25 protein-coding genes are annotated in these 24646 nt (G+C 65.6%); 16 read left to right on the top strand and 9 right to left on the bottom strand.

Annotation, left to right across the window (positions count from 1 at the left end):
* Positions 1-6 precede the first annotated feature (6 nt).
* From IC40_RS0105915 to IC40_RS0105940, 6 genes are all read right to left on the bottom strand, one after another.
* Entirely contained in the window at positions 7-864 is an 858-nt protein-coding gene (locus IC40_RS0105915) for an MlaE family ABC transporter permease (RefSeq protein ID WP_030133820.1), read from the bottom strand.
* Positions 865-868: 4 nt separating this feature from the next.
* On the bottom strand, positions 869-1678 hold the full coding sequence (locus IC40_RS0105920) for an MlaE family ABC transporter permease (RefSeq protein WP_030133821.1): 810 nt from the start codon (positions 1676-1678) through the stop codon (positions 869-871).
* Positions 1668-2837: a thiolase C-terminal domain-containing protein gene (locus IC40_RS0105925; RefSeq protein WP_030133822.1), complete on the bottom strand. Its 1170-nt coding sequence runs from the start codon at positions 2835-2837 to the stop codon at positions 1668-1670. Before IC40_RS0105925 ends, IC40_RS0105920 begins: the two co-directional genes overlap by 11 nt.
* A 115-nt stretch (positions 2838-2952) precedes the next feature.
* Entirely contained in the window at positions 2953-4128 is a 1176-nt protein-coding gene (locus IC40_RS0105930; RefSeq protein ID WP_030133823.1) for a Zn-ribbon domain-containing OB-fold protein, read from the bottom strand.
* A 30-nt stretch (positions 4129-4158) separates the two neighbouring features.
* Positions 4159-5367 carry a CaiB/BaiF CoA transferase family protein gene (locus IC40_RS0105935; RefSeq protein WP_030133824.1) on the bottom strand — a complete coding sequence of 403 codons (1209 nt, stop codon included), beginning with the start codon at positions 5365-5367 and terminating at the stop codon, positions 4159-4161.
* Between the two features lie 64 nt (positions 5368-5431).
* The gene (locus tag IC40_RS0105940) at positions 5432-6895 is read right to left on the bottom strand and encodes an aldehyde dehydrogenase family protein (RefSeq protein ID WP_042510019.1); all 1464 of its coding nucleotides are present in this window, start codon (positions 6893-6895) and stop codon (positions 5432-5434) included.
* A 221-nt stretch (positions 6896-7116) separates the two neighbouring features.
* Here IC40_RS0105940 and IC40_RS0105945 point away from each other — a divergent pair, with 221 nt between their 5' ends.
* From IC40_RS0105945 to IC40_RS0105965, 5 genes are all read left to right on the top strand, one after another.
* Positions 7117-7818: an SDR family NAD(P)-dependent oxidoreductase gene (locus IC40_RS0105945; protein ID WP_030133826.1), complete on the top strand. Its 702-nt coding sequence runs from the start codon at positions 7117-7119 to the stop codon at positions 7816-7818.
* 17 nt (positions 7819-7835) lie between these two features.
* Positions 7836-8717, top strand: coding sequence for a mycofactocin-coupled SDR family oxidoreductase (locus IC40_RS0105950; protein ID WP_030133827.1), 882 nt, complete (start codon positions 7836-7838; stop codon positions 8715-8717).
* Between the two features lie 34 nt (positions 8718-8751).
* Entirely contained in the window at positions 8752-8943 is a 192-nt protein-coding gene (locus tag IC40_RS0105955) for a ferredoxin (protein WP_030133828.1), read from the top strand.
* Positions 8944-8998: 55 nt separating this feature from the next.
* Positions 8999-10366, top strand: a complete 1368-nt coding sequence (locus tag IC40_RS0105960) for a cytochrome P450 (protein WP_030133829.1) — start codon at positions 8999-9001, stop codon at positions 10364-10366.
* A gap of 191 nt (positions 10367-10557) precedes the next feature.
* Positions 10558-10896 (top strand): hemophore-related protein, encoded by a 339-nt coding sequence (locus tag IC40_RS0105965; protein WP_030133830.1) that lies wholly within the window; start codon positions 10558-10560, stop codon positions 10894-10896.
* Between the two features lie 216 nt (positions 10897-11112).
* Here the strand turns inward: IC40_RS0105965 and IC40_RS0105970 are convergent, their stop codons facing one another.
* Together IC40_RS0105970 and IC40_RS0105975 are read right to left on the bottom strand one after the other, a co-directional pair.
* Positions 11113-12288 carry an acyl-CoA dehydrogenase family protein gene (locus IC40_RS0105970; protein ID WP_030133831.1) on the bottom strand — a complete coding sequence of 392 codons (1176 nt, stop codon included), beginning with the start codon at positions 12286-12288 and terminating at the stop codon, positions 11113-11115.
* On the bottom strand, positions 12272-13294 hold the full coding sequence (locus IC40_RS0105975) for an acyl-CoA dehydrogenase family protein (RefSeq protein WP_030133832.1): 1023 nt from the start codon (positions 13292-13294) through the stop codon (positions 12272-12274). Before IC40_RS0105975 ends, IC40_RS0105970 begins: the two co-directional genes overlap by 17 nt.
* 207 nt (positions 13295-13501) lie before the next feature.
* Between IC40_RS0105975 and IC40_RS0105980 the strand changes: the two genes are divergently transcribed.
* The 4 genes from IC40_RS0105980 to IC40_RS0105995 all read left to right on the top strand — a co-directional run bounded on the left by IC40_RS0105980 (position 13502) and on the right by IC40_RS0105995 (position 17155).
* On the top strand, positions 13502-14614 hold the full coding sequence (locus tag IC40_RS0105980) for an amidohydrolase family protein (RefSeq protein WP_030133833.1): 1113 nt from the start codon (positions 13502-13504) through the stop codon (positions 14612-14614).
* Positions 14611-15756: an amidohydrolase family protein gene (locus tag IC40_RS0105985; RefSeq protein WP_030133834.1), complete on the top strand. Its 1146-nt coding sequence runs from the start codon at positions 14611-14613 to the stop codon at positions 15754-15756. Before IC40_RS0105980 ends, IC40_RS0105985 begins: the two co-directional genes overlap by 4 nt.
* Positions 15757-15759: 3 nt before the next feature.
* Entirely contained in the window at positions 15760-16173 is a 414-nt protein-coding gene (locus IC40_RS0105990; RefSeq protein WP_030133835.1) for a Rieske (2Fe-2S) protein, read from the top strand.
* 91 nt (positions 16174-16264) lie between these two features.
* Positions 16265-17155, top strand: a complete 891-nt coding sequence (locus tag IC40_RS0105995; protein WP_030133836.1) for an alpha/beta fold hydrolase — start codon at positions 16265-16267, stop codon at positions 17153-17155.
* Between the two features lie 5 nt (positions 17156-17160).
* Here the strand turns inward: IC40_RS0105995 and IC40_RS0106000 are convergent, their stop codons facing one another.
* Positions 17161-17622, bottom strand: a complete 462-nt coding sequence (locus IC40_RS0106000) for a hypothetical protein (protein ID WP_030133837.1) — start codon at positions 17620-17622, stop codon at positions 17161-17163.
* Positions 17623-17642: 20 nt separating this feature from the next.
* Between IC40_RS0106000 and IC40_RS0106005 the strand changes: the two genes are divergently transcribed.
* The 7 genes from IC40_RS0106005 to IC40_RS0106035 are packed head-to-tail and all read left to right on the top strand — an operon-like array spanning position 17643 to position 24630.
* A complete protein-coding gene (locus tag IC40_RS0106005) occupies positions 17643-18926 on the top strand; it encodes an NADH-ubiquinone oxidoreductase-F iron-sulfur binding region domain-containing protein (protein ID WP_030133838.1) in 1284 nt (427 codons plus the stop codon).
* An 8-nt stretch (positions 18927-18934) separates the two neighbouring features.
* Complete coding sequence (locus IC40_RS0106010; RefSeq protein ID WP_030133839.1) at positions 18935-19228, top strand: ferredoxin; 294 nt, start codon at positions 18935-18937, stop codon at positions 19226-19228.
* On the top strand, positions 19225-20871 hold the full coding sequence (locus IC40_RS0106015) for a thiolase C-terminal domain-containing protein (RefSeq protein WP_030133840.1): 1647 nt from the start codon (positions 19225-19227) through the stop codon (positions 20869-20871). The genes IC40_RS0106010 and IC40_RS0106015 overlap by 4 nt, the downstream gene beginning before the upstream one ends.
* Positions 20872-20899: 28 nt before the next feature.
* The gene (locus IC40_RS0106020) at positions 20900-21754 is read left to right on the top strand and encodes an alpha/beta hydrolase (RefSeq protein WP_030133841.1); all 855 of its coding nucleotides are present in this window, start codon (positions 20900-20902) and stop codon (positions 21752-21754) included.
* Positions 21754-22575: an NAD(P)-dependent oxidoreductase gene (locus IC40_RS0106025; protein ID WP_030133842.1), complete on the top strand. Its 822-nt coding sequence runs from the start codon at positions 21754-21756 to the stop codon at positions 22573-22575. The genes IC40_RS0106020 and IC40_RS0106025 overlap by 1 nt, the downstream gene beginning before the upstream one ends.
* Positions 22572-23384 carry an NAD(P)-dependent oxidoreductase gene (locus tag IC40_RS0106030; RefSeq protein WP_030133843.1) on the top strand — a complete coding sequence of 271 codons (813 nt, stop codon included), beginning with the start codon at positions 22572-22574 and terminating at the stop codon, positions 23382-23384. The genes IC40_RS0106025 and IC40_RS0106030 overlap by 4 nt, the downstream gene beginning before the upstream one ends.
* A 43-nt stretch (positions 23385-23427) precedes the next feature.
* On the top strand, positions 23428-24630 hold the full coding sequence (locus tag IC40_RS0106035) for a cytochrome P450 (protein WP_030133844.1): 1203 nt from the start codon (positions 23428-23430) through the stop codon (positions 24628-24630).
* The last annotated feature ends 16 nt before the right edge of the window (positions 24631-24646 follow it).

Here is a 24646-nt window from a genome sequence, read left to right on the forward strand (position 1 = left end):
GTGCCCCTACCCCGACAGATTGAAGTTGCCGTTGGAGCCGTAGATGGCCAGCGACACCAGCAGTGTCACCGAGACGACCACGACCAATGAGGTACGCACCGCATCCCCCACGGCCGCCCCGACCCCAGAGGGCCCGCCCCTGGCGAAGAATCCGAAATATGTGTGAATGAACAGGACTGCCAGCGCCATCAGAATCGCCTGCAGGAAAGACCACAGCAGATCGATGGGGTTGAGAAATGTATTGAAGTAGTGGGAGTAGAGACCACCCGACTGCCCGAACAACACGGTCGTGGTGAACTGGCTCGCCAGGAAGGACAGCACGACCGCGATGGAGTACAGCGGGGTGATCGCGATCATGCCTGCGATGATGCGCGTCGAGACGAGATACTCGACAGGCCGGATGGCCATCACTTCCAACGCATCGATCTCCTCGTTGATGCGCATGGCGCCCAGCTGTGCGGTCACCCCGGCTCCGAAGGTGGCGGCCAGGCCGATCCCCGCGATCACCGGTGCGGCAATACGCACGTTGATGAATGCCGACAAGAAGCCGGTCAGCGCCTCGATACCGATATTGCCCAAACTCGAATAGCCCTGCACCGCAAGCGTCCCGCCGGTGGCCAGCGTGAGGAAACCGACGATCACCAGCGTCCCACCGATCATGGCGAGCGCTCCGGCGCCCATCGAGATCTCGGCGATCAGCCGGATGACTTCGCGGCGATAGCGCATGGCGGCCAGCGGTATTCCCGAGATGGCCCGGCCGTAGAAGAGCGTGTGGTCGCCCACCGTGGCGAGGGTGCGAATGGGCCGTTGAACGCTGCGCGCCAACCGTGGATAGGTCGATTTGATGACCGCGAGATTGCCCATCAGATCACTTGTCCGTCATCTGGATGCCGATCGCGGTGACCACCACGTTGACCACGAACAGAGCCATGAACGCGTAGACGACGGTCTCGTTGACCGCATTGCCCACCGCTTTGGCGCCACCTCCCGAGATCGTCAGACCCCGATAGCAGGCGATCAACCCGGCGATCAAGCCGAACAATCCCGCCTTGATGCAGGAGATGATGACCTCTGGGAGTCCGGTCAGCAGTGTGATACCCGCGGCGAAAGCACCCGGATTGACATCCTGGACGAACACCGAGAACAGGTATCCCCCGAGGATCCCGATGATGACGACCAGGCTGTTGAGCAACAGGGCGACCAGACCGGCGGCAAGCATGCGCGGGGTGACCAGGCGCTGCACCGGGTTGATGCCCAGCACCTCCATGGCGTCGATCTCCTCGCGGATCGTGCGTGATCCGAGATCGGCACACATGGCGGTGGCACCTGCCCCGGCCACGATGAGCACCGTCACCATCGGGCCCACCTGGGTGACTGCGCCGAATGCCGCACCGGCACCGGACAGATCGGCCGCACCCAGCTCACGCAGCAGGATGTTCAGGGTGAAGGAAACCAGCACCGTGAAGGGGATCGCCACCAACAGCGTGGGCCCCAGCGACACCCGCGCGACGAACCAGGCCTGCTCCAGGAACTCCCGCCAGAAGAACGGCCGCTGAAAGAGGTATTTGACGGCATCGGCGCTCATCGCGAAGAGCCCGCCGACAGCCTGCATCGGTCCCGAGGCATTGCGCGCGATGGATACACCCGGGGACCACCGGTCCGGACCTTTACCTGCCATGCCCACCAGGTCCTTCCAGGATCGTCACCGCTGCCACTGCTGTCGGGCCGCCGACGTTGTGCGCCAATGCGACTCGGGCGCCGTCCACCTGGTTGGCCGCCTCGCCGCGCAACTGTCCGAACAGCTCGACACATTGCGCTACACCGGTGGCACCTGGCGGATGCCCCTTGGCCTTCAGGCCCCCGCTGGGATTCACCGGTAGCGCTCCCCCGACGCTGGTGACTTCTGCCTCCGCGAGCTTGTACGCGTCAAACCGGTCGGCGAAGCCTAGATCTTCATAGCTGATCAACTCGATCCCCGTGAAGAAATCGTGGACTTCGGCGACGTGAATATCGGCCGGTGTCATATTTGCCATGGCGAAGGCTTGTTTGGCTGCACGGACCGTCGCCGGGAAGGTCGTCAGATCGGCCTTGTGTTGATGCATCACCGAATCCAGACCCAATCCGACGCCGCGAATCCACACCGGCCGGTCTGTGTAACGTTCCACCACATCCTCGGCCGCGATCACCAGGGCAGCGGCTCCATCGCTCTGCGGGGCACAGTCGTACACGTGAAACGGTGTCACCACCACGGGCGCTGCCAGCGCCTGTTCCATGGTGATCTCAAAACGTAAGCGAGCCTTGGGGTTGTCCAGGCCGTGCCGGTGATTCTTGACCGCGATCATCGCCAGGTGCTCACGGGTGGCCGGCGACTCGTGGAGGTACCGGCGCACATGCAGGGCGAACCCGGCCGGGGCGACCAGCCCGAGCGGATAGTCCCAGGCCTTGTCCCTGGCCATCGCCTCCCATTCCCACAGCATGTCTGCCGACGTAGTGTCGCGAAGTTTGTCGGCACCCATCACCAGCGCGACATCGAAAGCGCCTGACGCCACCGCAAATAACGCGTTCCGTACCGCGTCGTTGCCGGTGGCGCAGGAGTTCTCGATGCGGGTGACGGGAAGGTCGGGCAATCCGAGTGTGTCGGCAAGTATCCCGGCCGGGAACCCGTCGGCGGTGCCCATCGAGCCGTACCAGGCGGCCTGCAGGTCGAACTTGTCCAGGCCCTTGTCGATGCTGCGTACGCAGTCGGCGAAGGCCAGTGGCAGTAGATCTTTGAGCCCGAGCGCAAAATGCTCTCCGAAGGTGGTCATCCCCGCACCGACAACGGCGACACGTCTCACGACCTGCCCCCGATGACGCCGCGGACTCGCTCGAACGACACCGGACATGGGCATCGAGGTTTGCTGAAATCGCGCACACACGTCGCGCGATCGTCTGTCCGAGCCCACCTGTGACTCATGCCGCGACCTCGTCCGGCGAAAAGGCGTAGCCATAGTCCGGCACGCCGGAGCGCATCGCGACGCGGCGCAGCGCCATCCGACCGCGGGCACCGATGTCGACGGTGCCGGGCTCCACGCCGGTCACCTTGGCCAGCGCCCGCACCCCGACGCCGTCCAGTTCGACGATCACCAGCGAATAGGGCGTCCGCAGCCCAGGCACGGGCACATGCACCGTCACCTCCGTGTACACGGTTCCGGTACGCGGCAACGGCACCAAGGCGTACTCGGTGGACAACGTGCCGTCCCTGGCGACCCGGAAGCGCGGCGGGAAGTCCAGTTCGTCGCTTCCGGTGAAGGTTCCAGCTTCCCAACGCACCTTCGCCTCGAAGGCTCGCTCATAGGCGGCCAAAGAGATCGGGATGTCGCTGCCCTTCACATAGGTGTACGTCGGCACCGGGCGGGCGTGCGTTTCACGCCGGTGCACGGCGGCCGCACCACCGCTCACGGTCAGGCCCGACAGGATCGCCTGCTCGACAGCGACCAGCGCCCCGGTCCGGCCCGCCTCGGCCATCCCGGCGAGCGCGAAGAAGCAGGCGCTGGCGCCCACGGTCGGCATCTGCGGCGGGCCGGGCAGGCACAGTTCGAGGGCACGGTCGTGGCTCACCCCGGCCACTGCCACCGGCGTGTCCAACCACGCCGCCTCCAACGAGGCGATCAACCCACGCTCGTGCACCAGCCGCGGATCCCCGTAGTCCTGCACGTCACCGGCTTCGGTACGAATACGCACCGGCAGACTGCGGGCCACCCGCGCGGCGGTGCGGACCCGCAGCCCGAGTTCACCCGTCACCAGGGCGGCAGCCCCGGCCGGGTCGAGGTCCACGCCGATGATCAGCGTCCGTGGTCGCGCCGAGCTCACCGCGTCGGCGGCGGCCGGTGCGCCACCGAGCCTTTCGTCGACCTCAAGCTCGGGGTCCAGGCCGAGCCCGGCCAGCAGCACTGCGGCGTTGCTGCTCTCCACCAGCGGCAGGTTCCGGCTCACCACCACCACCCGCTCGACGGCCGCGGCCGATTCGAGCGCGGCCCGCCCCGCCTCGACCGCCATGGTGATGGCGTCCTCATCATCGCCGGCGACCCGCTGCCAGGGTGTGCCCCAGCACGGCAGGTAGGTGCCGATGGCCGAAACGTAGGGCATGGGCTGTGTGACTACCTCTCTGGGAAGCCGTCAGGTGACGGCGCCTGCGGTCTTCAGCTCGATGATGCGATCCCAGTCGAGACCCATTTCGAGCAGGATCTCCTCGGTCTGCGCCGCGAATTCGGGAGCCGGACCGCTCACCGGAGCGGTCACATCGAATTGCACCGGGTTGGCGACGAGTTCGAGATCGCCTGCCTGGACCAGGTATTCATTGGCCCGGATCTGTGCATCCTGGGCGGCTTGCAGGGTGTCCTGGACGGGGGCCCACGGCCCTGCCAGGGTCGAGAACCGCTCACTCCATTCCGGCAGCGTGCGCTTCTGCATGGCGGCGGTGAGTATCTCGTTGGCCGCTGCGGTGTTCTCGGCGATCGATTCGGCCGTGGCGAAGCGCGGGTCGTCGATCAGGTCCTTGAGGTCCATGTGCTCACAGACATCGGCCCAGAACTTCGTCGGTTGCATCATCACGAAAGAGATGTAGCGGTCGTCGGCGGTCGGGTAGAGCCCGACGAGCGGGTTGAACGGCGAACCCTGCGTCCCCGGTGGGACCGCCTCCATGCGCTCGTTGAGGTGGTTGGTCAGTGCGACGGTGTGCCCCATCGACCACAGTCCGCTTCCGAGCAGCGAGACGTCCACGACGGACGGCTCTCCGGTGCGCTCCCGCTTCACCAGGGCCGCCGCAACGCCGCCGGCCAGGTTCGTGCCGGAGATAGTGTCGCCGTATGCCGGACCGGGGGGACCGATCATGCCCGGCGTGCCCGGCGGGGTGATCGTCGCGGCGGTGCCTGCCCGGCACCAGAATGCCGTCATGTCGTACCCGCCCCTGCCTGCTTCCTCACCGCGCGGACCCAGCGCGCTGCCCCGCGCATAGATGATGGATGGGTTTACCGCACGGATGTCCTCGACATCGATACCGAACTTGGCTCGATGGCCGGGCAGGAAACTGGTCAGGAACACATCGGCTCGCTTGGCCAGTTCCAGCAGTACCTCCCGCCCCTCGGGGACCGACATATCCAGCCCGACACTGCGTTTGAGCCGATTGGCGTGCTCGATGTTCGGATTCGGATCGCCGTCGACGCGCAATCGGCCGGTCTGGCGCAACCCGCGCTGGGGGTCACCGGTGACGGCGTGCTCGACCTTGACGACGTCGGCGCCCCATTCTGCGAGCACCGCGCCGGCCGACGGCACGAAACCGTACATCGCGACTTCGAGGACCCGGATTCCATCGAGTGGCTTGGACATTATGCGGTCACCTCGCAGGCTCGGTCCCCGAATGGGACTGCATTTTTCGCTCCGCAAGCTCCGCTCATGCGCCCACCACCGGAACGGCGAAGGTCTTGGCCTCCAGGAACTCCTCGAGTCCGGCCGTGCCCATCTCGCGGCCGATACCGGACTGCTTGAACCCGCCGAAGGGGGCGTCGGGGCTGAAGTAGTTGCCGCCGTTGATCGAAAAGGTGCCGGTCCTGATCCGGCGGGCCACCGCGAGGGCGCGATCTTGGCTGCCGAACACCGCACCGGACAGGCCGTAGATGGAGTTGTTGGCGATCCGCACCGCGTCGTCGTCATCGTCGTACGCGATCACCGCAAGAACGGGACCGAAGACCTCTTCCTGAGCGATCTCGCTGTCCGGGTCCACCCCGGTCAGCAGTGTCGGGGTGTAGAAGTAGCCCGGCCCCTTCTTCTCGCCACCGGTGACCAGCGTCGCCCCGGCCGCCACGGCGCGCTGCACCATGGCGTCGACCTTGTCGCGTTGCCGCTCGCTGATGAGCGGTCCCATGTACGTGCCCGGCTCGTTGGGGTCGCCGTAGCGGACATGCCCGAAGTTGGTCTTGACCAGTTCCACGATCTCGTCATGGTGGCTGCGCGGCACCAACAGCCGGGAGGTCAGCGCGCAGCCCTGTCCGGCGTGGGTGACCATGCTGAACGCGGAGAACAGCGCCGCCGTCCCGAAGTCGGCATCATCGAGAACGATCGCCGCGGACTTGCCGCCGAGCTCAAGGAACACCTTCTTCAAGGTGCCGCTTGCCGCTGCCATGATCGCGCGTCCGGTCGGCGTCGACCCGGTGAAGGTCACCATGTCGACATCCGGGTTGGTGGTCAGTACCGCGCCGACCCGGGGTTCGGCACCGCTGATGACGTTGACGACGCCGGCCGGGATGTCCGTGTGGGCGGCGATCAACTCACCGAGGGCAAGGGTGATCAGCGGGGTGTCCGGCGCGGCCTTGAGGACGACCGTGCACCCGGCGGCCAGGGCAGGCGCCAGTTTGGCCAGTGCCAACTGATTTGGATAGTTGTAGGCGATGATTGCCGCCACCACGCCTGCGGCCTCCTTCTCGACCCAGCGATGGTGCTGCATCCCGCGACTCTCGACGTTGCCGAGGTCCTGGGTGAAGGGATAGTCGCGCAACAGGTTGAGGTAGTACTCGACGATCGCGATGGGTTGGTCGAGCTGAGCACCCTGGGTGAGCGCGGGTGTGGCCCCGACCTCGGCAATGGTCAGCGCCGCCAACTCGTCACGGTTTTCGACGAGCGCGGCGTGGAACTGTTCGAGGCAGCGGATACGCAGTGCGACATCGGTCGCCCAGCCCGACGTGTCGAAGGCCCGCCGGGCTGCAGCGACAGCCGCTTCCGCATCGGCCACGGAGGCGTCGGGGGCGTGTCCGAGCACCTGACCGGTTGCCGGGTTGACGGATGCGAACGTACTGCGGGTCTCGACCAACTCTCCGTCGATCAGCATCCGTTTGGCGGTGATCGTGGCCATCTCGGACATTCGACTCCTCACTGTGATGGAAATTTCATTCTCATCGAACGCGAATACTACATCCGAAGTATGAGAACGCAATAAAGCCTAGCCACGCTAGTCGAACGCACCCGACAGCCACCGATGCTCGATTGCGCGTGCGGACATTCGAGACTCCGAGTCTTGCTATGGGCACCCGACCGAGAGTAGCGTTCTCATAATCGGAAGGCTGATTCTTAGGAGGCTCGCAGGTGAAGAATGCTGTCGTGACCGGTGGCGGGTCGGGTATCGGGCAGGCCATCGCCGACCGACTGCGCGCCGACGGCTACCACGTCGCCATCCTGGATCTGAGCCCATCGGACACACCGAACGCGTTCGTCGCCGACGTGACCGACCGGGCTGCCGTGGATACCGCGCTGGAGGCCATCCGGGCCCAGCTCGGTCCCGTCACGATCCTGGTCAACGCCGCCGGCCTGGACAGCTTCCGCAAGTTCACCGACACCTCGTTCGAACAGTGGCAGCGTGTCATCGACGTGAACCTCAACGGCACCTTCCACTGCATCCAGGCCGTGCTGCCCGGCATGGTCGAGGCCGGCTGGGGTCGGATCGTGAACATCTCGTCGTCCAGCACGCATTCGGGCCAGCCGTTCATGGCGCCTTACGTCGCGGCCAAGTCGGCGGTCAACGGCCTGACCAAATCGCTGGCACTGGAGTACGGCCCGATGGGTATCACCGTCAACGCCGTACCCCCCGGTTTCATCGACACCCCGATGCTGCGCAAGGCCGAAGACCGGGGCTTCCTCGGCGACACCGCCAAGCAGATCGAGCAGACCCCGGTGCGCCGGATGGGCAGACCCGAGGACATCGCAGCGGCCTGTGCCTTCTTCATCTCCGAGGAGGCCGGCTACATCACCGGACAGATCCTGGGCGTCAACGGCGGCCGGAACACCTGAAAGCGAGAGGGCTATTCATGGGTACGACAGCAAGCAGCGCAGGCCGGGTTGCCGGGAAGGTCGCTTTCATCACCGGCGCTGCCCGCGGCCAGGGCCGCAGCCACGCGATCCGGCTCGCCGAAGAGGGCGCTGACATCATCGCCGTCGACATCTGCAGGAACTACGACACCGTCGGCTACCCGATGGCCACCGCCGAGGATCTCGAGGAGACCAAGAACTACGTCGAGAAGACCGGTCGCCGCATCGTCACCGCCCAAGCCGATGTGCGCAGCGAGACCGAGCTTCGGACGGCGCTGGACGCCGGGCTGGCCGAATTGGGCAAGGTCGACATCGTCGTCGCGCAGGCCGGTATCGCCGCAATGAAGGGCCAGCCGGGGATGCAGGCATGGACCGACGGCATCAACACCAACTTCGTCGGCACAATCAATGCCATCCAGGTCGCGCTACCGCACCTGAACGAGGGCGCTTCCATCATCGCGACGGCCTCGGCGGCGGCCCTGATGGACGCACACAACAAACCCAATCCGGGCAACGATCCCGGCGGCATGGGCTACATGGTCAGCAAGCGGCTGATCTCGGAGTACGTGCACTACCTGGCCACCGAGCTGGCCGTGCGGGGCATCCGCGCCAATGTGGTCCATCCGACCAACTGCAATACCGACATGCTGCAGAGCGAGCCGATGTACCGCTCGTTCCGTCCGGACCTGGAGAACCCGACCCGCGCCGACGCCGAGCCGGTGTTCAGCGTGCAACAGGCCATGAAGGTCAACTACATCGAACCCGAGGACATCAGCAACGCCGTGTTGTGGCTGGCCTCGGACGAATCCCGGTTCGTCACCGGTATGCAGCTGCGGGTCGACGCCGGTGGCTACCTCAAGTGGTACGACTACCACGTCTGATGCTTTCAGCAGAGAACCGAAAGGGGCTGATCCAGTGAAGGTTTCGGTTGACGGAAGTCGCTGCCAGGGCCACACCCTGTGCGCGATGATCGCGCCCGACGCGTTCGAACTCGACGATGTCGACGGGCATGCCTCACCCGCCTCGGATGTGGTGCCCGCCGACCAGGAGGACGCGGTCCGCGAGGCCGTCCACTCCTGTCCGGAGCAGGCCATCATCATCGAATGACGCTGCCGCCCAACCCGACAACGCCATGAAAAATGGGCCACGAAGAAAGCAAGCAATGACCATCGATGACATCTCGGCCGACGAGGACCGCAAGAAGAACACCTACCACTTCGACCGGCACACCCCGGAATATCGGCTGCAATTCGAGAAGATCACCGAGGAGATGCAGTCCAAGTGCCCGCTGGCGTGGACCGACGTCTACGACGGGCACTGGGTTGCCGCCGACAGTAAGCATGTCTTCGAGCTCGCCCGCTGCCCGGCGGTGTCGAACCATCACGACATCTCCGGTGAGACGCCGTTCAAGGGCATCACCATCCCGAAGGCCAGCCGTGCCACCGTGGTGCGCGGCGGCATCCTGGAGATGGACGAGCCCGAGCACAGCGCCTATCGGGGCGCGCTGAACCCCTACCTGTCCCCCGCCGCGATCAAACGCTGGGAACCGTTCGTCGACGAGATCACCCGCGCCGCACTCGACGAACACATCGAGTCGGGCAGCATCGACTTCGTCGACCACCTGGCCAACGTGGTGCCCGCGGTGTTCACGCTGGCCATGATGGGCCTGGATCTCAAAAAGTGGCAGGTTTACAGCGAGCCCACCCACGCTTCGGTCTATACCCCCGAGCACGCCCCGGAACGCGAGAAGATCAACGAGCAGCACCGTGAGATGGGCATCGACATCATCACCAACATGATGGAGATCCGTGAGAATCCACGACCGGGCCTGGTCAACGCCATGTTGCAGCTGCGCATCGACGGCGAGCCGGCGCCCGACATGGAGATCCTCGGCAACCTGGGCCTGGTCATCGGTGGTGGATTCGACACCACCACCGCGTTGACCGCACACGCCCTGGAGTGGCTCGGGGAACATCCCGACGAGCGCGAGCGGCTCTCCCGCGACCGCGACACGCTGCTGAACCCGGCCACCGAGGAGTTCCTGCGCTTTTTCACCCCCGCTCCGGGCGATGGCAGGACCTTTGCCGAGGATGTCGAGGTCGAGGGACAGCAGTTCAAGCAGTACGAGCGGCTGTGGCTGTCCTGGGCGATGGCCAACCGCGACCCCGCGGTCTTCGACCAGCCCAACGAGCTGATCATGGACCGGAAGGGCAACCGGCACTTCAGCTTCGGGATCGGAGTGCACCGCTGCGTCGGTTCCAACGTGGCCCGCACGGTGTTCAAGTCCATGCTGACCGCCGTGCTGGACCGGATGCCGGATTACGTGTGCGACCCCGAGGGCACCGTGCACTACGACACCATCGGGGTGATCCAGGGCATGCGCAACCTGCCCGCGACCTTCACCCCGGGCAAGCGGCAGGGCCCCGGCCTGGACGAGACGCTGGACAACCTGCAGCGCATCTGCAACGAGCAGGAGCTGGCCCGGCCGATCACCGAGCGTAAGGAAAAGGCCGTCATCGACTGGAAGTGACCCGCCGCCGCCCCCACCGACGGCGGGAATGAGCTGCCGTTTTGGCAGCGTTGCTGCCGGGTAAAGGACTTGCATGGATCAACGGCGATCCTGTTAGCCTTTTGATCACAAAGATGTGTAACAAATCAGATGCCCTCCACGACAAGGAGGATGTCGCCCGAATCAGTCGGGTGGGGAAAGGTATAAACCACATGCTCAAGGTGTCGCGCACGAAGCTGGCCGTCGTGATCGGCGGGATCGCAGTAGCGCTGCCGATGTCGGCCGGGATCGCCTCTGCCCAGCCCGACCTCAGCAATGTCGTCAACACGACCTGCACGTATGACCAGGTGATGGCCGCGATGAACGCCCAGCAGCCCGACCTGGCCGCCCAGTTCAACGCTCAGCCCATGGCTCTCGGGATGCTGCGGACCTTCCTGTCCTCCGGTCCCGCCGAGCGGCAGAACACGGTCAACCAGATCGCCGCCTACCCGGGCGCTGCGAGCTACCTGGGTGCCGTGCAGAACCTGGCGGGTACCTGCAACAACTACTGACCCGCAGAACATGAGAACGTCCCGCCCTCCGGTCCGGAGGGCGGGACGTTTTCTGTATGACGTCGTCTTGCGCGGTGACCTGGTTTCAGCCGCATCGGTGTGTGCTGCGTCTCGGCTGAAGCCGGGTAGCCCGCGACGACGAGATACCTACCTGGGTTCAGCCGACTCGGATGAACGCGCGCTTCGGCTGAACCCAGGTAGGGCCGCCGCGCGACCTCAGCCGCGCGGCAGGCCGAGCACCTGCTGGGCGATGATGTTGCGCTGGATCTCCGATGTGCCACCGGCGATGGTGCCCGAGAAGCTGCGGGCGTACCGCTCGAACCAGCTCGCGTAGTAGTGGTCCAGATTCATGTGCGCGTACGGACCGCTGAACGACGGATGGATCAACCCCTCGGCGCCGGCGGCGACGAGCGCATTGTTCGATGCCCGCAACTCGGCCTCGGCGCCGAGCAGCTTGGGCACCGACACCGACGCGACGTCGACCTCACCGCGGGCGGCCTTCGCCAGCCCGACCGATCCGAGCAGCCGTAGTGCCTGGTAGTCCATGATGGTGCTGGCAAGCTGATCGCGTTCCAGCGGAGTGGACGGGGTGAAGTCGCCGATGGAGTTGGCGATCCGGTCGGCGAAGCCCAGCCACATCATGGTGCGCTCGTGTCCGAGGGAGCCGTTGGCCACCTTCCAGCCGCCGTTGAGCGGCCCGACGAGGTTCTCGGCGGGCACCCGGACATCGGCGAAGAAGACCTCGTTGAAATCCTTGTTGCCCTCGCCGCAGATGTCGGCGAACGGTCGGCACACCACGCCCTCGATGTCGGTCGGGATGATCAGGACGCTGATTCCCTTGTGCTTGGGCGCATCCGGATCGGTGCGTACGAACGTCAGCAGCCAGTCGGCATCGTGGGCACCGGAGGTCCACACCTTCTGTCCGTTCACCACGAAATCGTCACCGTCACGAACTGCCTTGGTGCGCAACGAGGCCAGGTCCGATCCGGCACTGGGCTCACTCATGCCCAGCGATGCGGTCTTCTCACCGCGCAGCACCGGGACCGCCCACTTCTGCTTCTGCTCCTCGCTGCCGAACGAGATCAGCGACGCGGCAATGATGTTGACGCCCTGGGGGTTGAAGCTGTGGTAGATCCGGCGACGGCACAGTTCTTCCAAATGCACGTAGGTCTGCAACACCGTGGCGTTGCGGCCGCCGAATTCGGGGGGCTGAGCGGGCAGCAGCCAGCCGTTGTCGAACAGCAGTCGCTGCCAGTCGCGGGCCCACTGCGGCATGTGCGAGACCGAGCGCGGACGCTCCAACGTCTGCGCTGCGGAGGGCAGATGTTCGTCGAGGAAAGCCGAGAACTCGGCACGGAACTCCTCGACTTCGGGATCAAATTCGAGTTGCATCGAACTCCTCGGCGATGAGAGCGCGGTGTTGCGCGGCGCCGCCGAGCAGAAGCTCGCCGGCCTTGGCGCGTTTCAGCGCGAATTGAAGGTCGTTCTCCCAGGTGAAGCCCATGGCTCCGAAGGTCTGCAGCCCGTGCTGGAACACCAGGGTCTGGCACTCTCCCGCGCTGGCCTTGGCCATGGCAGCGGCGATCCGGCGGCGCGGGTCGTCGGCGGCGATGGTGAGCGCGGCGAAGTAGGACAGCGCCCGCGCCCGCTCGATCGCCACGTACATATCGGTCGCCTTGTGCTGGATCGCCTGGAACGAGCCGATCGGCACACCGAATTGATAGCGGCTCTTGGCGTGATCGAGAGCCAGATCCAACACCCGTTGGCAGGCACCGACCATCGTGATCGCCATGCCCATCAGCGCGATGTGCCGGGCATTCTCGACCAGTGCGCGGGTGTCCGACGGGTCCAGGTCCAACCGGTCGGACTCCTCGACCCGCACGGAATCGAAGCTCACTTCCGCCACGTGCAACACCGGATCGAACACGTCGCGGCGCCGGCGCGCGGCCACGCCCGCATCGATGACGAACACTCCGGCCGGGGCCACCACCGCCAGCCGCTCGGCGCGGTCACCGTCGAGGACGAATTTGGAGGTGCCGTCGAGGACCCAACCGTCGACCGACCAGTTCGCGCTGACACCGTCGTAGACCGCCGCCCCCGCGGTGTGCGGATCGAACCGATCACCGACCAGCGGCGCGAATTGGGACAGCGTGGCCAGGAACGGGGTCGGGTCGGTTGCGCGGCCCAGTTGCTCCAGCACTATCGCGAGTTCGACCGCGTTATCGGGATCGGTCAACTCGGTCCAGCCCGCCTCCAGGTAGGAGCGCCACAGTGGCTCGGCACCGTCATGTTTGCCCTCTGCAATGGAGCGCACCAAGGAAGGCGGGCACTGCTTGTCCACCGCATCGCGCACCGTCTCTTGCCAAAGCCGCTGATCAGCGTCGAACTCCAGAAGCATCCGGCACCTCCCGCCTCTCCCTTGTTCCGTCCGTGCGAGAATACCATTCTCATATTGCGATGCATCATTCTCACCAAGCATCACCGCAGACTTGGGGCCAGTGGGTCACCCCGACAGTCCTTGATCATTGCTACCAGCGGGGATGCGAATCGGACGGCCTGAGAACATTATTCTTGCTATCGAAGAACAACGATCTACACTGATGTCATGAGGGACCTGCCCGACGGTGCCGGCGGTGTTGTGCGCACACCCGTGATCGATACCAGCGTGCACATCTTCGTCGAGTCGAACAAAGACCTGCGCAAGAACTTCCTGCAGGAACCCTTCCGCAGCCGCGGATTCCCGGACTACGAAATGGACTGGTACGGCGCACCCGGTGGCGAATATGCTCCTCGCACCGAAGGTCCCGATGGTCGGTACCCGGGCTCGGACCCCGCGGTCGCCGCGCAGCATCTATTCACCGACCGTGGCGTCGACATCGCGATCCTGCACCCGATGACCCGCGGCATCATGCCCGATCGCCACCTGGGCACCGCACTGGCCGCCGCGCACAACGAGATGATGGTGAGCCGCTGGCTCGAGCATTCCGAGTTCGGCGAGCGCTTCCGCGGCACCGTCCGGGTGAACCCGGACGATATCGCCGGGGCGCTACGTGAGATAGCGAAGTACAAGGACCATCCGCGCGTGGTTCAGCTCGGAATCCCACTGCAGTCCCGTGAGCTCTACGGCAAACCACAATTCTGGCCGCTCTGGGAAGCCGCCGTCGACGCAGGCCTACCGGTGGCCGTGCATTTCGAGGTCGGCTCCGGAGTGATGCTGCCGCCGACCCCGAACGGGCTGACCCGCACCTACGAGCAGTACGTCGGCTTCACCGCATTGAATTTCCTCTATCACCTGATGAACATGATCGCCGAGGGTGTGTTCGAAAACTGGCCGGAGTTGAAGTTCGTGTGGGCCGACGGCGCCGCCGACCTGTTGACCCCGTTCATCTGGCGAATGGATTGTTTCGGTCGGCCCCATCTGGAGCAGACCCCGTGGGCGCCGAAGATGCCCAGCGATTATCTGCCCGGACATGTGTTCTTCGTCGAGGGCAGCCTCGACGGCCCCGGTGACGTCGAATTCGCCGGTGAATGGGCCGGTTTCACCGGAAAAGATGACATGGTGATGTACGGCTCCAGCTATCCACACTGGCAGCTCAACGAACTGAGCGTGCCCGGCGCCTACAGCGCCGAGCAGCGCGACAAGTTGTGCTGGCGCAATGCCGCTGCGCTGTACGGGATCGAAGTCGGGGCAATCGCGAACGAGGAGGCACGCCTATGACCACCACCGCCAATGCCCGGGTGCCCGCCGCCGAACGCATCGGGGTGCGCTGCGTCGACTCCGATGTCCATCCCGCGCCACGCTCCGGCGACCTCGGCCAGTACATCCCGGAGCCGTGGCGCAGCAAGTACTTCGGCACCCATAAGGTCGGCGACCAGATCTACTACGACGCCCCCGACTATGCGCACTCCTACGCGATGCGCCTGGATGCCTTTCCCGATGATGGCGAATTCGCTTGCAGCGATCCCGAACTCGCGTTCAAGCAGCTGATCATGGAGGCCGGTGCGGATATCGCGATCCTGGAGCCTGCCGCGTACCCGGCGCGCATCCCAGAAGCTCAGCACGCGATGTCGGTGGCGCTCAACCACTGGCAGGCCAACCACTGGCTGGACAGCGAGAACAACTGGCACGAGCGATGGCGGGGCTCGATATGCCTGGCGATCGAGGAACCGGAACGCAGCGTCGAGGAGATCGAGAACTGGGCCGATCACCCCTACATGTCCCAGATACTCATCAAGGCCGAACCGCGACCGTCGTGGGGCAACCCCAAGTACGACCCGATCTGGGCCGCCGCGACCAAGCACGACATCCCGGTCAGCTGTCACCTTTCCCGGAGCCACTTCGACGAGTTGCCGATGCCTCCGGTCGGATTGCCCAGCTACAACCACGATTTCATGGTCACCTACTCGCTGCTGGCGGCCAACCAGGTGATGAGCCTGATCTTCGATGGCACTTTCGACCGGCATCCGACGCTGAAGATCGTCTTCGTCGAACACGCCTTCACCTGGATCCTGCCGCTGATGTGGCGGATGGACGCGTTGTACCAGGCCCGCAAGTCCTGGGTGGAGATCAAGCGCAAACCCAGCGAGTACGTGAAGGACCACATCAAGTTCACCACCCAGCCACTGGATTATCCGGAGAACAAGACCGAGTTGACCCGGGCCTTCGAATGGATGGAGTGCGAGAAGATCCTGTTGTTCAGCAGCGACTACCCGCACTGGACCTTCGACGATCCACGCTGGCTGGTCAAGCACCTGCCCGAGCACGCCCGCGAACCAATCATGTTCCGCAACGCGCAGGCCACCTACCGAAATGTGCCGGACACCGTGCCGGCGCTCGAGGGCCAGGTCAGGGTCTTCTGACCGATGGAGCAAGAGAAGACAACCCACCTCGAACCGGGGCAGGCCCCGCGGTTGGCACAGGGGCGTGAACACATCGTCGCCACCGTCGACGAGATCCCGCACGGCGCACACAAACTGGTCCCGATCGGCCGCCACGGCGTCGGGGTGTACAACGTCAACGGCACGTTCTATGCGATCGCCAACTACTGCCCGCATGAGGGTGGCCCGCTGTGTGCCGGCCGTGCGCGCGGACTCAACATCGTCGACGAGAACGTGCCAGGAGATTCGGTCATGGTGCGCGACAAGGAGTTCATCTTCTGCCCTTGGCATCAGTGGGGTTTCGAGTTGGCCACCGGCACCACCGCGGTCAAGCCCGAATGGAGCATCCGCACCTACCCGGTGCGGGTGGTCGGCAACGATGTCCTGGTGCAGGCATGAGTGAAGCTTGCGAACGAATCATGACTCAGAGTGAAGCTTGCGAACGAATCATGGATCTGGAGTGCGGGAACCGAGCCTGCGAGGTAACCGCATGAGTGGGTTGACCCTGGGCCCCGGTGAACAGTCCATCGAGATCAACGGCGGCGATGTCGTCTACGAGATCCTCGGCGATACCGGGGAACTGATCGCACTGACCCCGGGTGGCCGGTTCAGCAAGGACATCCCCGGGTTGCGGCCGCTCGCCGAGGCGCTGGTGGCCGGCGGCTACCGGGTGCTGCTGTGGGACCGACCCAACTGCGGCAAGTCCGCGGTGCAGTTCTACGGCGAGAGTGAATCGCACATGCGCGCCGAGACGCTGCACAGGCTGGTCACGGCGGTACACGACGGCCCGGTCATCGTCCTTGGCGGCTCGGGCGGGGCCCGCGACTCGATGCTCACCGCGATGCTGTACCCGGAGGTCGTCCGGAAACTGGTGGTGTGGAACATCGTCGGGGGTGTCTACGGATCCTTTGTGCTTGGCGGGCATTACGTGGTCCCCAGCATCCTCGCCGTCCGCGGCCTCGGCACCGAGGGGCTGCTGAACGTGCCCGAATGGCGCGAGCGCGTCGACCAGAACCCGGACAATCGGCAGCGGTTGCTCGCCCTCGATGCCGATGCCTATCTGAAGGTCATGCGGCGCTGGCTCAACGCCTTCGTGCCCAAGCCGGGCCAGACCATTCCCGGCGTGCCCGACGAGATGTTCGACAACATCACCGTGCCCACTCTGATCATCCGGGGCGGTGAGAACGACTGGGACCACCCAAAGCGCACCTCGTTGGAGGTGAGCTGCCTGATCAAGGACTCGACGCTGATCGATCCGCCCTGGCCGGAGGACGCCTGGGAGCGAGCCGGTGAGAAGTTCGCCCGCAGTGGCGGAAAGACGTTCTGCCTCTTCGACACCTGGGTGCAGGCCGCGCCGCCGATCCTGGACTTCCTGCGTTGACGGACTCAGGTTGCCACGATGCGCACCTCGCTGTTGAGCGAGGCTTCCAGCGCGGTGTGAATCCGACTCTCCGGCACCCGGCGCAGATCGGCTCGGCTCAACGTCACCTCCACCACGTCCCAACCCTGGCCGCTGGGATGGCGGCGCACCTGACCCGTCAACCCGAAACCCGCCAGTACGCCGTGCGCGTCGTCATCGGTACCGTGGCTGACGAAGGTCAGCACCCCCACGACCGGATCGGTGCCGAAGGCGACCGCGCACATGGCCAGCGCCCGCTGCTGCAGGACTGCGGTATCCGTGCCATCCATCAGGATCTCGGCCTCCCGCGAATACTCCAGACCGTTGTCGATCACCCGGGCATCGGTCTCCGCGGCCAGCCTCACCAATTCGGCCTTACCGCTGCGCAATTGCTCGGCGGTCAGACCACCCGCCGGGTCGACCCCGATCCGCACCACCGCCGTCCGCATGCAGGGAAGGGTAGCCGGATATGAGTACGGCGATGAACACCGAACTGACGGTGACCGTCTGGCCGGGTCTGACCGCCCGCCTGCTGCGCACCACCGGGGGACGCGAAACATTGGCGCAGTATCGCGATTCGGGGGGTTACCGTCCGCTGTCGGATCCCCAGGTCCTGCTCGCCGACATCGATGCCGCGGGTGTTCTCGGGCGGGGTGGCGCGGCCTTTCCGATGGCCGTCAAACTCACCACCGTGCGCCGGGCAGCGTTGCGCGGGCAGGACACCGTACTGGTCGCCAACGGCGAGGAGGGCGAACCCGCCTCGGTGAAAGACCGCTGGTTGCTCCGCAACCGTCCGCACCTGGTGCTCGACGGCCTGCGGCTGGCCGCACAGATCGTCGGCGCCCGGCATGCCCATGTCTATGTCTCGGACCCGGCATCGAACGATGCCGTGCACGCCGCACTCGCCGAACTCGACGGTGAACTCGACGGTGTGACGGTCGGCGTGCGCACCGTGGCACCGGCCTATGTGGCCGGCGAGGAGTCGGCGGCCGTGCGCGCCATCAACGGCGGACCGGCCAAGCCGACCGACAAGCCGCCGCGCGTCTTCGAGGAGGGTGTGGGCGGCCTACCGACCGCGGTCTGCAATGTCGAGACACTGGCCAATCTGCCGTTCGTGCACCGGCACGGGGCGGCGGCCTACCGCGAGGTGGGCACCGAGGACTCCCCCGGCACATACCTGGCCACCGTCACCGGTGGCGGTCGCGCGCCCGGGCTCTACGAACTGCCCCTCGGTGTGCCCGCGGCCGACCTGTTTGTCCGGCACGGTATCGACACCGACCAGGTGCGCGGCGCACTGATGGGCGGGTACTTCGCCGGCATGCTCGATCGGCGCGTCCTCGACGCCACCTTGGACCACGCGTCGCTGCAGGCGCTCGGCAGCGGACTCGGCTGCGGCGCAATCTCGGTCATCACCGATGAATGCCCCGTCGCAATCGGCGCGGCGGTGCTGGCCTACTACGACCGGGAAAACGCCGATCAATGCGGCTCGTGCTTCAACGGCACCGCGGCGATGGCAGCGGCGGCGGCGGCATTGCGCGACGGCGTCGCCGACACCGACGATGTGGCCCGGCTGCGGCGCTGGTCGACGGTGCTGCGCGGGCGCGGCGCCTGCGCGACGCTGGATGCCGCGTGCAACATCGCCGCGAGCATGCTGACGATGTTCGACGACGACATCGCCCTCCTACTCGGCGGTGATCGCGGCGAGGCCAAGCGCTATGACGTATTGCGGCCCTTCGAAGTGGAGCCCCTGTGAGCGACCGAATGCGGATCAAACTCGACCGGACGCTGTGCGACGGGTTCGGCATCTGCGCCAGGCACGCCCCGACGTACTTCTCGCTCGACGACTGGGGGTACGCCGTGCTGGTCGGTGACGGGATCATTCCCGAGCGGGATCGCGCGGACGTGCAGCGGGCGCTGCTGGACTGTCCGGTACACGCCATCCTGGAGATCGCCGAGCGGCGCCCCGACGACCCGCCCCCACCCCTGCTGCAGGAACCCGACCTGGACAACCTGCGTACCGATACCGATGCCGCACAGTGGGATATGACACGATGAGCCGACTTCCGTTGCCGCAGATCACCTTCGACAACGAATTCTTCTGGACCTCCGGTGCCGACGGCGTGTTGCGCATTCTCGGTTGCGACGACTGCTCGTCGCTGATCCACCCGCCGCAGCCGGTGTGTCGATACTGTGGGAGCCACGATCTCAGCCCGAAGGAGGTGTCCGGGCGGGCCGTGCTGTCGGCGTTCACCGTCAACGAGCGTTTCGCCATCCGCGGCCTTCCTGCCCCGTACGTCGTCGCGCAGGTGGCGATCGAAGAAGATCCTCGGGTTCGCCTCACCACCAACATCATCGAGTCCGATCCGGGCGAGCTGGAGCTGGGCCGAGTCATGGAGGTGGCCTTCGAGCAGCATGACGACGTCTGGCTGCCGTTGTTCCGTCCGACCACTGAGCCGGAGATGGCTGCGCTGCCCGAGGACGAGATCGCTCCGCGCGACTTCGGTAGGCATGTCCGGACCCGGCTCACCACGGAGAAGTTCGAGGATGCGGCGGCCATAACCGGCATCGGCGCGTCCAAACTCGGCCGCCGACTGATGGTTTCGCCGTTGTCGTTGACCATCGAGGCGGCCGAGGCCGCCATCGCCGATGCCGGGCTGACGATGGCCGATATCGACGGTCTGTCGACCTACCCGGTCCTGGATGCGATGGGGATCGGCGAGGGCGGGTGCACGGCGCTGGAGAACGCGCTGGGGCTTCGGCCAACGTGGATCAACGGCGGTGTGGACACCTTCGGGCCCGGCGGTTCGGTGATCGCCGCGATCATGGCGGTGGCGACCGGAATGGCGCGGCATGTGCTGTGCTTTCGCACGCTGTGGGAAGCCACCTTCAATCAGCTCGTGAAAGAGGGCAGGGTCACCCCGCCCGGCGGCGCCCGGGTCAACAACTGGCTGGCACCCTTCGGAGCCACCTCCCCGGCGCACACGCTCGCACTCAATGCCCAGCGGCACTTTCACCGATACGGCACCACGAAGGAAACCCTCGGCTGGATCGCGCTCAACCAACGCGCCAACGCGGTGCTCAACCCGACGGCGATCTATCGAGATCCGATGACGATGGCGGATTATCTCAACGCCCGACCGATCACCACCCCGTTCGGGCTCTACGACTGCGACGTGCCATGCGATGGTGCTGTCGCCGTCGTCGTCTCCGCCGTCGACGCCGCCGCCGACGCCCCCAAGAAACCCGTGTACTTCGAGGCAGTCGGCACTCAGATCATCGAACGTACGGACTGGGACCAGACCACGCTCACCCACGAACCGCAGGTACTCGGCCAGGCCGCGCATCTGTGGACTCGGACTTCGTTGCGGCCCAGCGATGTCGACGTCGCCCAGCTCTATGACGGATTCACGTTCAATTGTCTGTCATGGCTGGAGGCGTTGGGATTCTGCGGGATCGGCGAGGCGAAGGACTTCCTGGACGGCGGTGGCGCGATCGCGCGGGACGGGATCATTCCGCTCAACACCCACGGCGGACAGCTGTCCCACGGCCGCACCCATGGTATGGGCCTGATACACGAGGCGGTATCGCAGTTGCGCGGTGAGGCCGGCGACCGGCAGGTCACCGACGCACGCGTCGCCGTCGTCAGCAGTGGCGGTTTGACGCCGTCCGGGGTGATCCTGCTGCGTGCCGATGGCTGACGGCATCCACCGCGAGCGGCGGCCGGGCATGACAACCAATCGGGTCGTACTCGTCGACGCGGTGCCGATGTCAGCCCGCGTCGCAGCGGTGCCGGATCCCCGTTCGGTCATCATCGCCATCCACGGTGGTGCGACCTCGTCGGCGTACTTCGATTGTCCGAACCGCCCGGATCTGTCGTTGCTGCGGGCCGGTGCCGCGGCCGGCCACACCGTTGTCGCTCTCGATCGTCCGGGTTACGGCGCATCCGGGCTCTATCAGGACCAGCTCGACGATCCGAGCCGACGGGTGGCGCTGGCCTGCGGAGCCGTGGACAAGATCCTGGCCGACAGTCCGCGCGGTGCCGGATTGTTCTTTTTCGCGCACTCGCTCGGCGGCGAACTGGCACTCAGGATGATCGTCGACCGCGATGATGTCGTCGGCCTCGAACTGGCGGGCACCGGTCTGCGCCACCAACCTGAGGCGGCCGAGATCCTGGATACTGCCACGCTGACCCACCGGCCGTCCGGCCTGCGCGAATTGTTGTGGGCACCATACGATTTGTATCCCCCCGAGGTGTTGACCGGAGCGCTTTCGGCCCCCAGCGTCGCCTACGAAGCAACGGTGATCGCGAACTGGGCCCGGCGGGGCTTCGCCGAAGTCGCTGCGCGCGTGCGGGTGCCGGTACAGTACAGCGTCGCCGAGCATGAGAGGGTCTGGGACACCTCCACCGAGGCGCTCGCCGCCATCTGCGGACTGTTCGCTGCCTCACCTCGGGTGAAGGTGAACCACGTGCCGGCCAGTGGACACAATCTGAGCGTTGGGCTGTCGGCGCAGTCCTATCACCGTCGGGTGCTGTCGTTCCTCGAAGAATCCATCGACATGAAGGAAGCGGAGGTCGGTTGATGCGTGTTGGTTTCATCGGGCTGGGTAGTCAGGGCGGGCCGATGGCCCGCCGCATCGTCGACAGTGGCTACGCGTTGACGTTGTGGGCGCGACGGCCCGCTTCGGTAGAGCCGTATGCGGACACCGCCGCCAAGGTGGTGAGCACCCCCGCCGAACTCGGCGCCAACAGCGACCTGGTGTGCCTGTGCGTCGTGGGTGACGATGATGTCCGGGAGGTGATCACCGGCAATGACGGTGTGCTGGCCGGCATGGCGGACGGTGGCATCATCGCGATCCACAGCACCATCCACCCCGAGACCTGCCGCGAAGTCTCTGAATTGGCAGCGGTGAAGGGCGTTTCGGTCATCGATGCACCCGTCAGCGGCGGTGGGCCCGCGGTGCAGGAGGGCACCCTGCTGGTCATGGTCGGCGGCGAGGAGGCCGACGTGGAGAAGGTGCGACCGGTGTTCGCCACCTACGCTGACCCGATCGTGCACCTCGGCCCACTGGGCAGCGGCCAGGTGGCCAAGATCCTCAACAACCTCTTGTTCACCGCGAATCTGGGCGCCGCGATGAGCACGCTGGAACTCGGCGAGGCACTTGGCGTACCGCGTGAGCGACTCTGTCAGGTGATCACTCGCGGTTCGGCCACCAGCAAGGCGTTGGACAGCATCGCGGCGTCCGGCGGATCACTGGACAGATTGGCCCCGATCGCCGGGGCGCTGTTGCAGAAGGACTGCCGGCATGCGGCCACGCTGGCCGGCCATGCGTCCGCACCCGAGGGTGCGGTGTTCGATGCCGCCGACGCCGCACTGCGACTGATGCAGCATCCACGGCCGTGACACGCATCGGCTTCATCGGGGCGGGGCGGATGGGGTCGCCGATGGTGGGCCGCCTCATCGAAACCGGTCATCGGGTCCTGGTGCTGGGACGGGACGACGAAAAGCGCCGTGCCATCGCGGAGCTCGGCGCGACACCGGTATCCGAACCGACCGATGCGGTCGCCTCCGCGGAGGTGGTGGTCATCTGCGCCTTCACCGATGACCAGGTGAGGGCGATCGCGACACCGCAACTGTTGGAGGCCATCCCGGCCGGAGCCACGCTCGTCATCCACACGACCGGTAGCCCGGGGACCAGTGCGGTCATCGCGGCTTCGGCGCCCCACATCGGTGTGCTGGATGCCCCGGTCAGTGGCGGGCCGCACGATATCGCCGCCGGCCGGCTGACGGTTTTTGCCGGCGGTTCGGCCGCCGATCTCACCCGCGCATACCCGGTGCTGTCGTCCTACGCCGACCCGGTTTTACACGTCGGACCGCTCGGGGCGGGCCAGCAGGTCAAACTGGTCAACAACACGATCTTCGCGGCGCAGATCGGCCTTCTGGCCGCAGCGGTGCGGTTGGCAGAGCAGCTCGGTATCGACGAATCGGCCCTGCTGACGGCGCTACCACACGGCAGCGGGGCGGGCCGCGTGCTGGAAAATGTCGTGCGCGCCGGTTCGACAGCGTCGTTCATCAGCGCGGTCGGCGAGTTCGTCGGCAAGGACGTGGCGGTCCTGCGCAGCACTGCCGCCGAGCTCGGAATCTCCCTCGGGGCACTCGATCCGGTTGTCGATTTGGCGGTTTCGCGTCCACCCGGAGAGGCTTACAGTTAGCGTTACAGTTTCACAGCCCTGCGTAACGCAGAGGAGTGCCGATATGACCACCACCGACCTCGCGTTCGACCCGTTTTCTGCGGAGTACTTCGACAACCCCTTCGAGATCTATCGGCGCATGCGTGCCGAAGCTCCCCTGTACTACAGCTCCGAACGCGACTTCTATGCCCTCACCCGGCACGAGGACGTCTCCGCAGCCCTGCGGGACCACGACTCGTTCTCGTCGTCGCGGGGATGCGATCTGGCCATGGTGCAGAGTGCGACACCGCCACAGAAATCGATCATCTTCATGGATCCACCCGATCACCGGCACATGCGCAGTCTGTTGAACAAGGCGTTCACGCCCCGCGCCGTTCAGGCGCAACGGGACACCATCGTCGAGCAGGTCGATCGCCATCTCGGCCGAATCATCTCCGCGGAGTTCGACATCGTCGAGGATTTCTCGGGTCCCTTCCCGGTGGAGGTCATCACCCGGATGGCCGGCGTCGAACCCGAGTACCGGCAGATGGTGCGGCACTGGATCGACACCAGCCTGTCGAGGGAGCCCGGCCAGTTCAGCACCTCGGCGGCCGGCGTGCAGGCCATTCTCGATACCGCGACGTACTACTACTCGCTGGTGCAGAAGCGGCGGCAGGTCCCTACCGACGATATGATCAGCCGGTTGATCGCTGCCGAGATCCCCCGCGAGGATGGTGACCTGCACAAGCTTGATGACATCGAGATCACCGGTTTTGCAACGCTACTGGGCGGGGCGGGTGCCGAGACCGTCACCAAGTTGATCGGCACCGCGATGGTGCTGTTCGCCCGCAATCCCGAACAGTGGCAGAAACTGCTCGACGATCGTGGGTTGGTACCGGCAGCCGTCGAGGAGTTGCTGCGTTTCGAGGGGCCGGTGCAGTACAACGTGCGCTACACGCTCAAAGATGCGCATGTGCCCAGCGGCACCATCCCCGCAGGAAAGCCGGTCTTCCTCATCAACGCCGCCGCCAACCGCGACACCGACGCCTTCACCGACGCCGACACGTTCGACATCGAGCGCGACCGCACCGAGGCGCAGAACCTGGGACTGGGGTACGGAATCCACAGCTGCCTGGGGGCTGCACTCGCCCGCCTTGAGAGCGTCATCGCCCTGGAGAAGCTCCTCGATTTCATGCCGCGCTACGCAGTGAAATGGGATGGCCTCAGACGGGTACACATGCAGAATGTGGCCGGGTACTCCCATGTTCCGGTACGGAGACTGCCATGATCGACCTTGATGGAGC

This window comes from Mycolicibacterium neoaurum ATCC 25795 (genome assembly GCF_000691525.1).
Taxonomy (GTDB): Bacteria; Actinomycetota; Actinomycetes; order Mycobacteriales; family Mycobacteriaceae; genus Mycobacterium; species Mycobacterium neoaurum.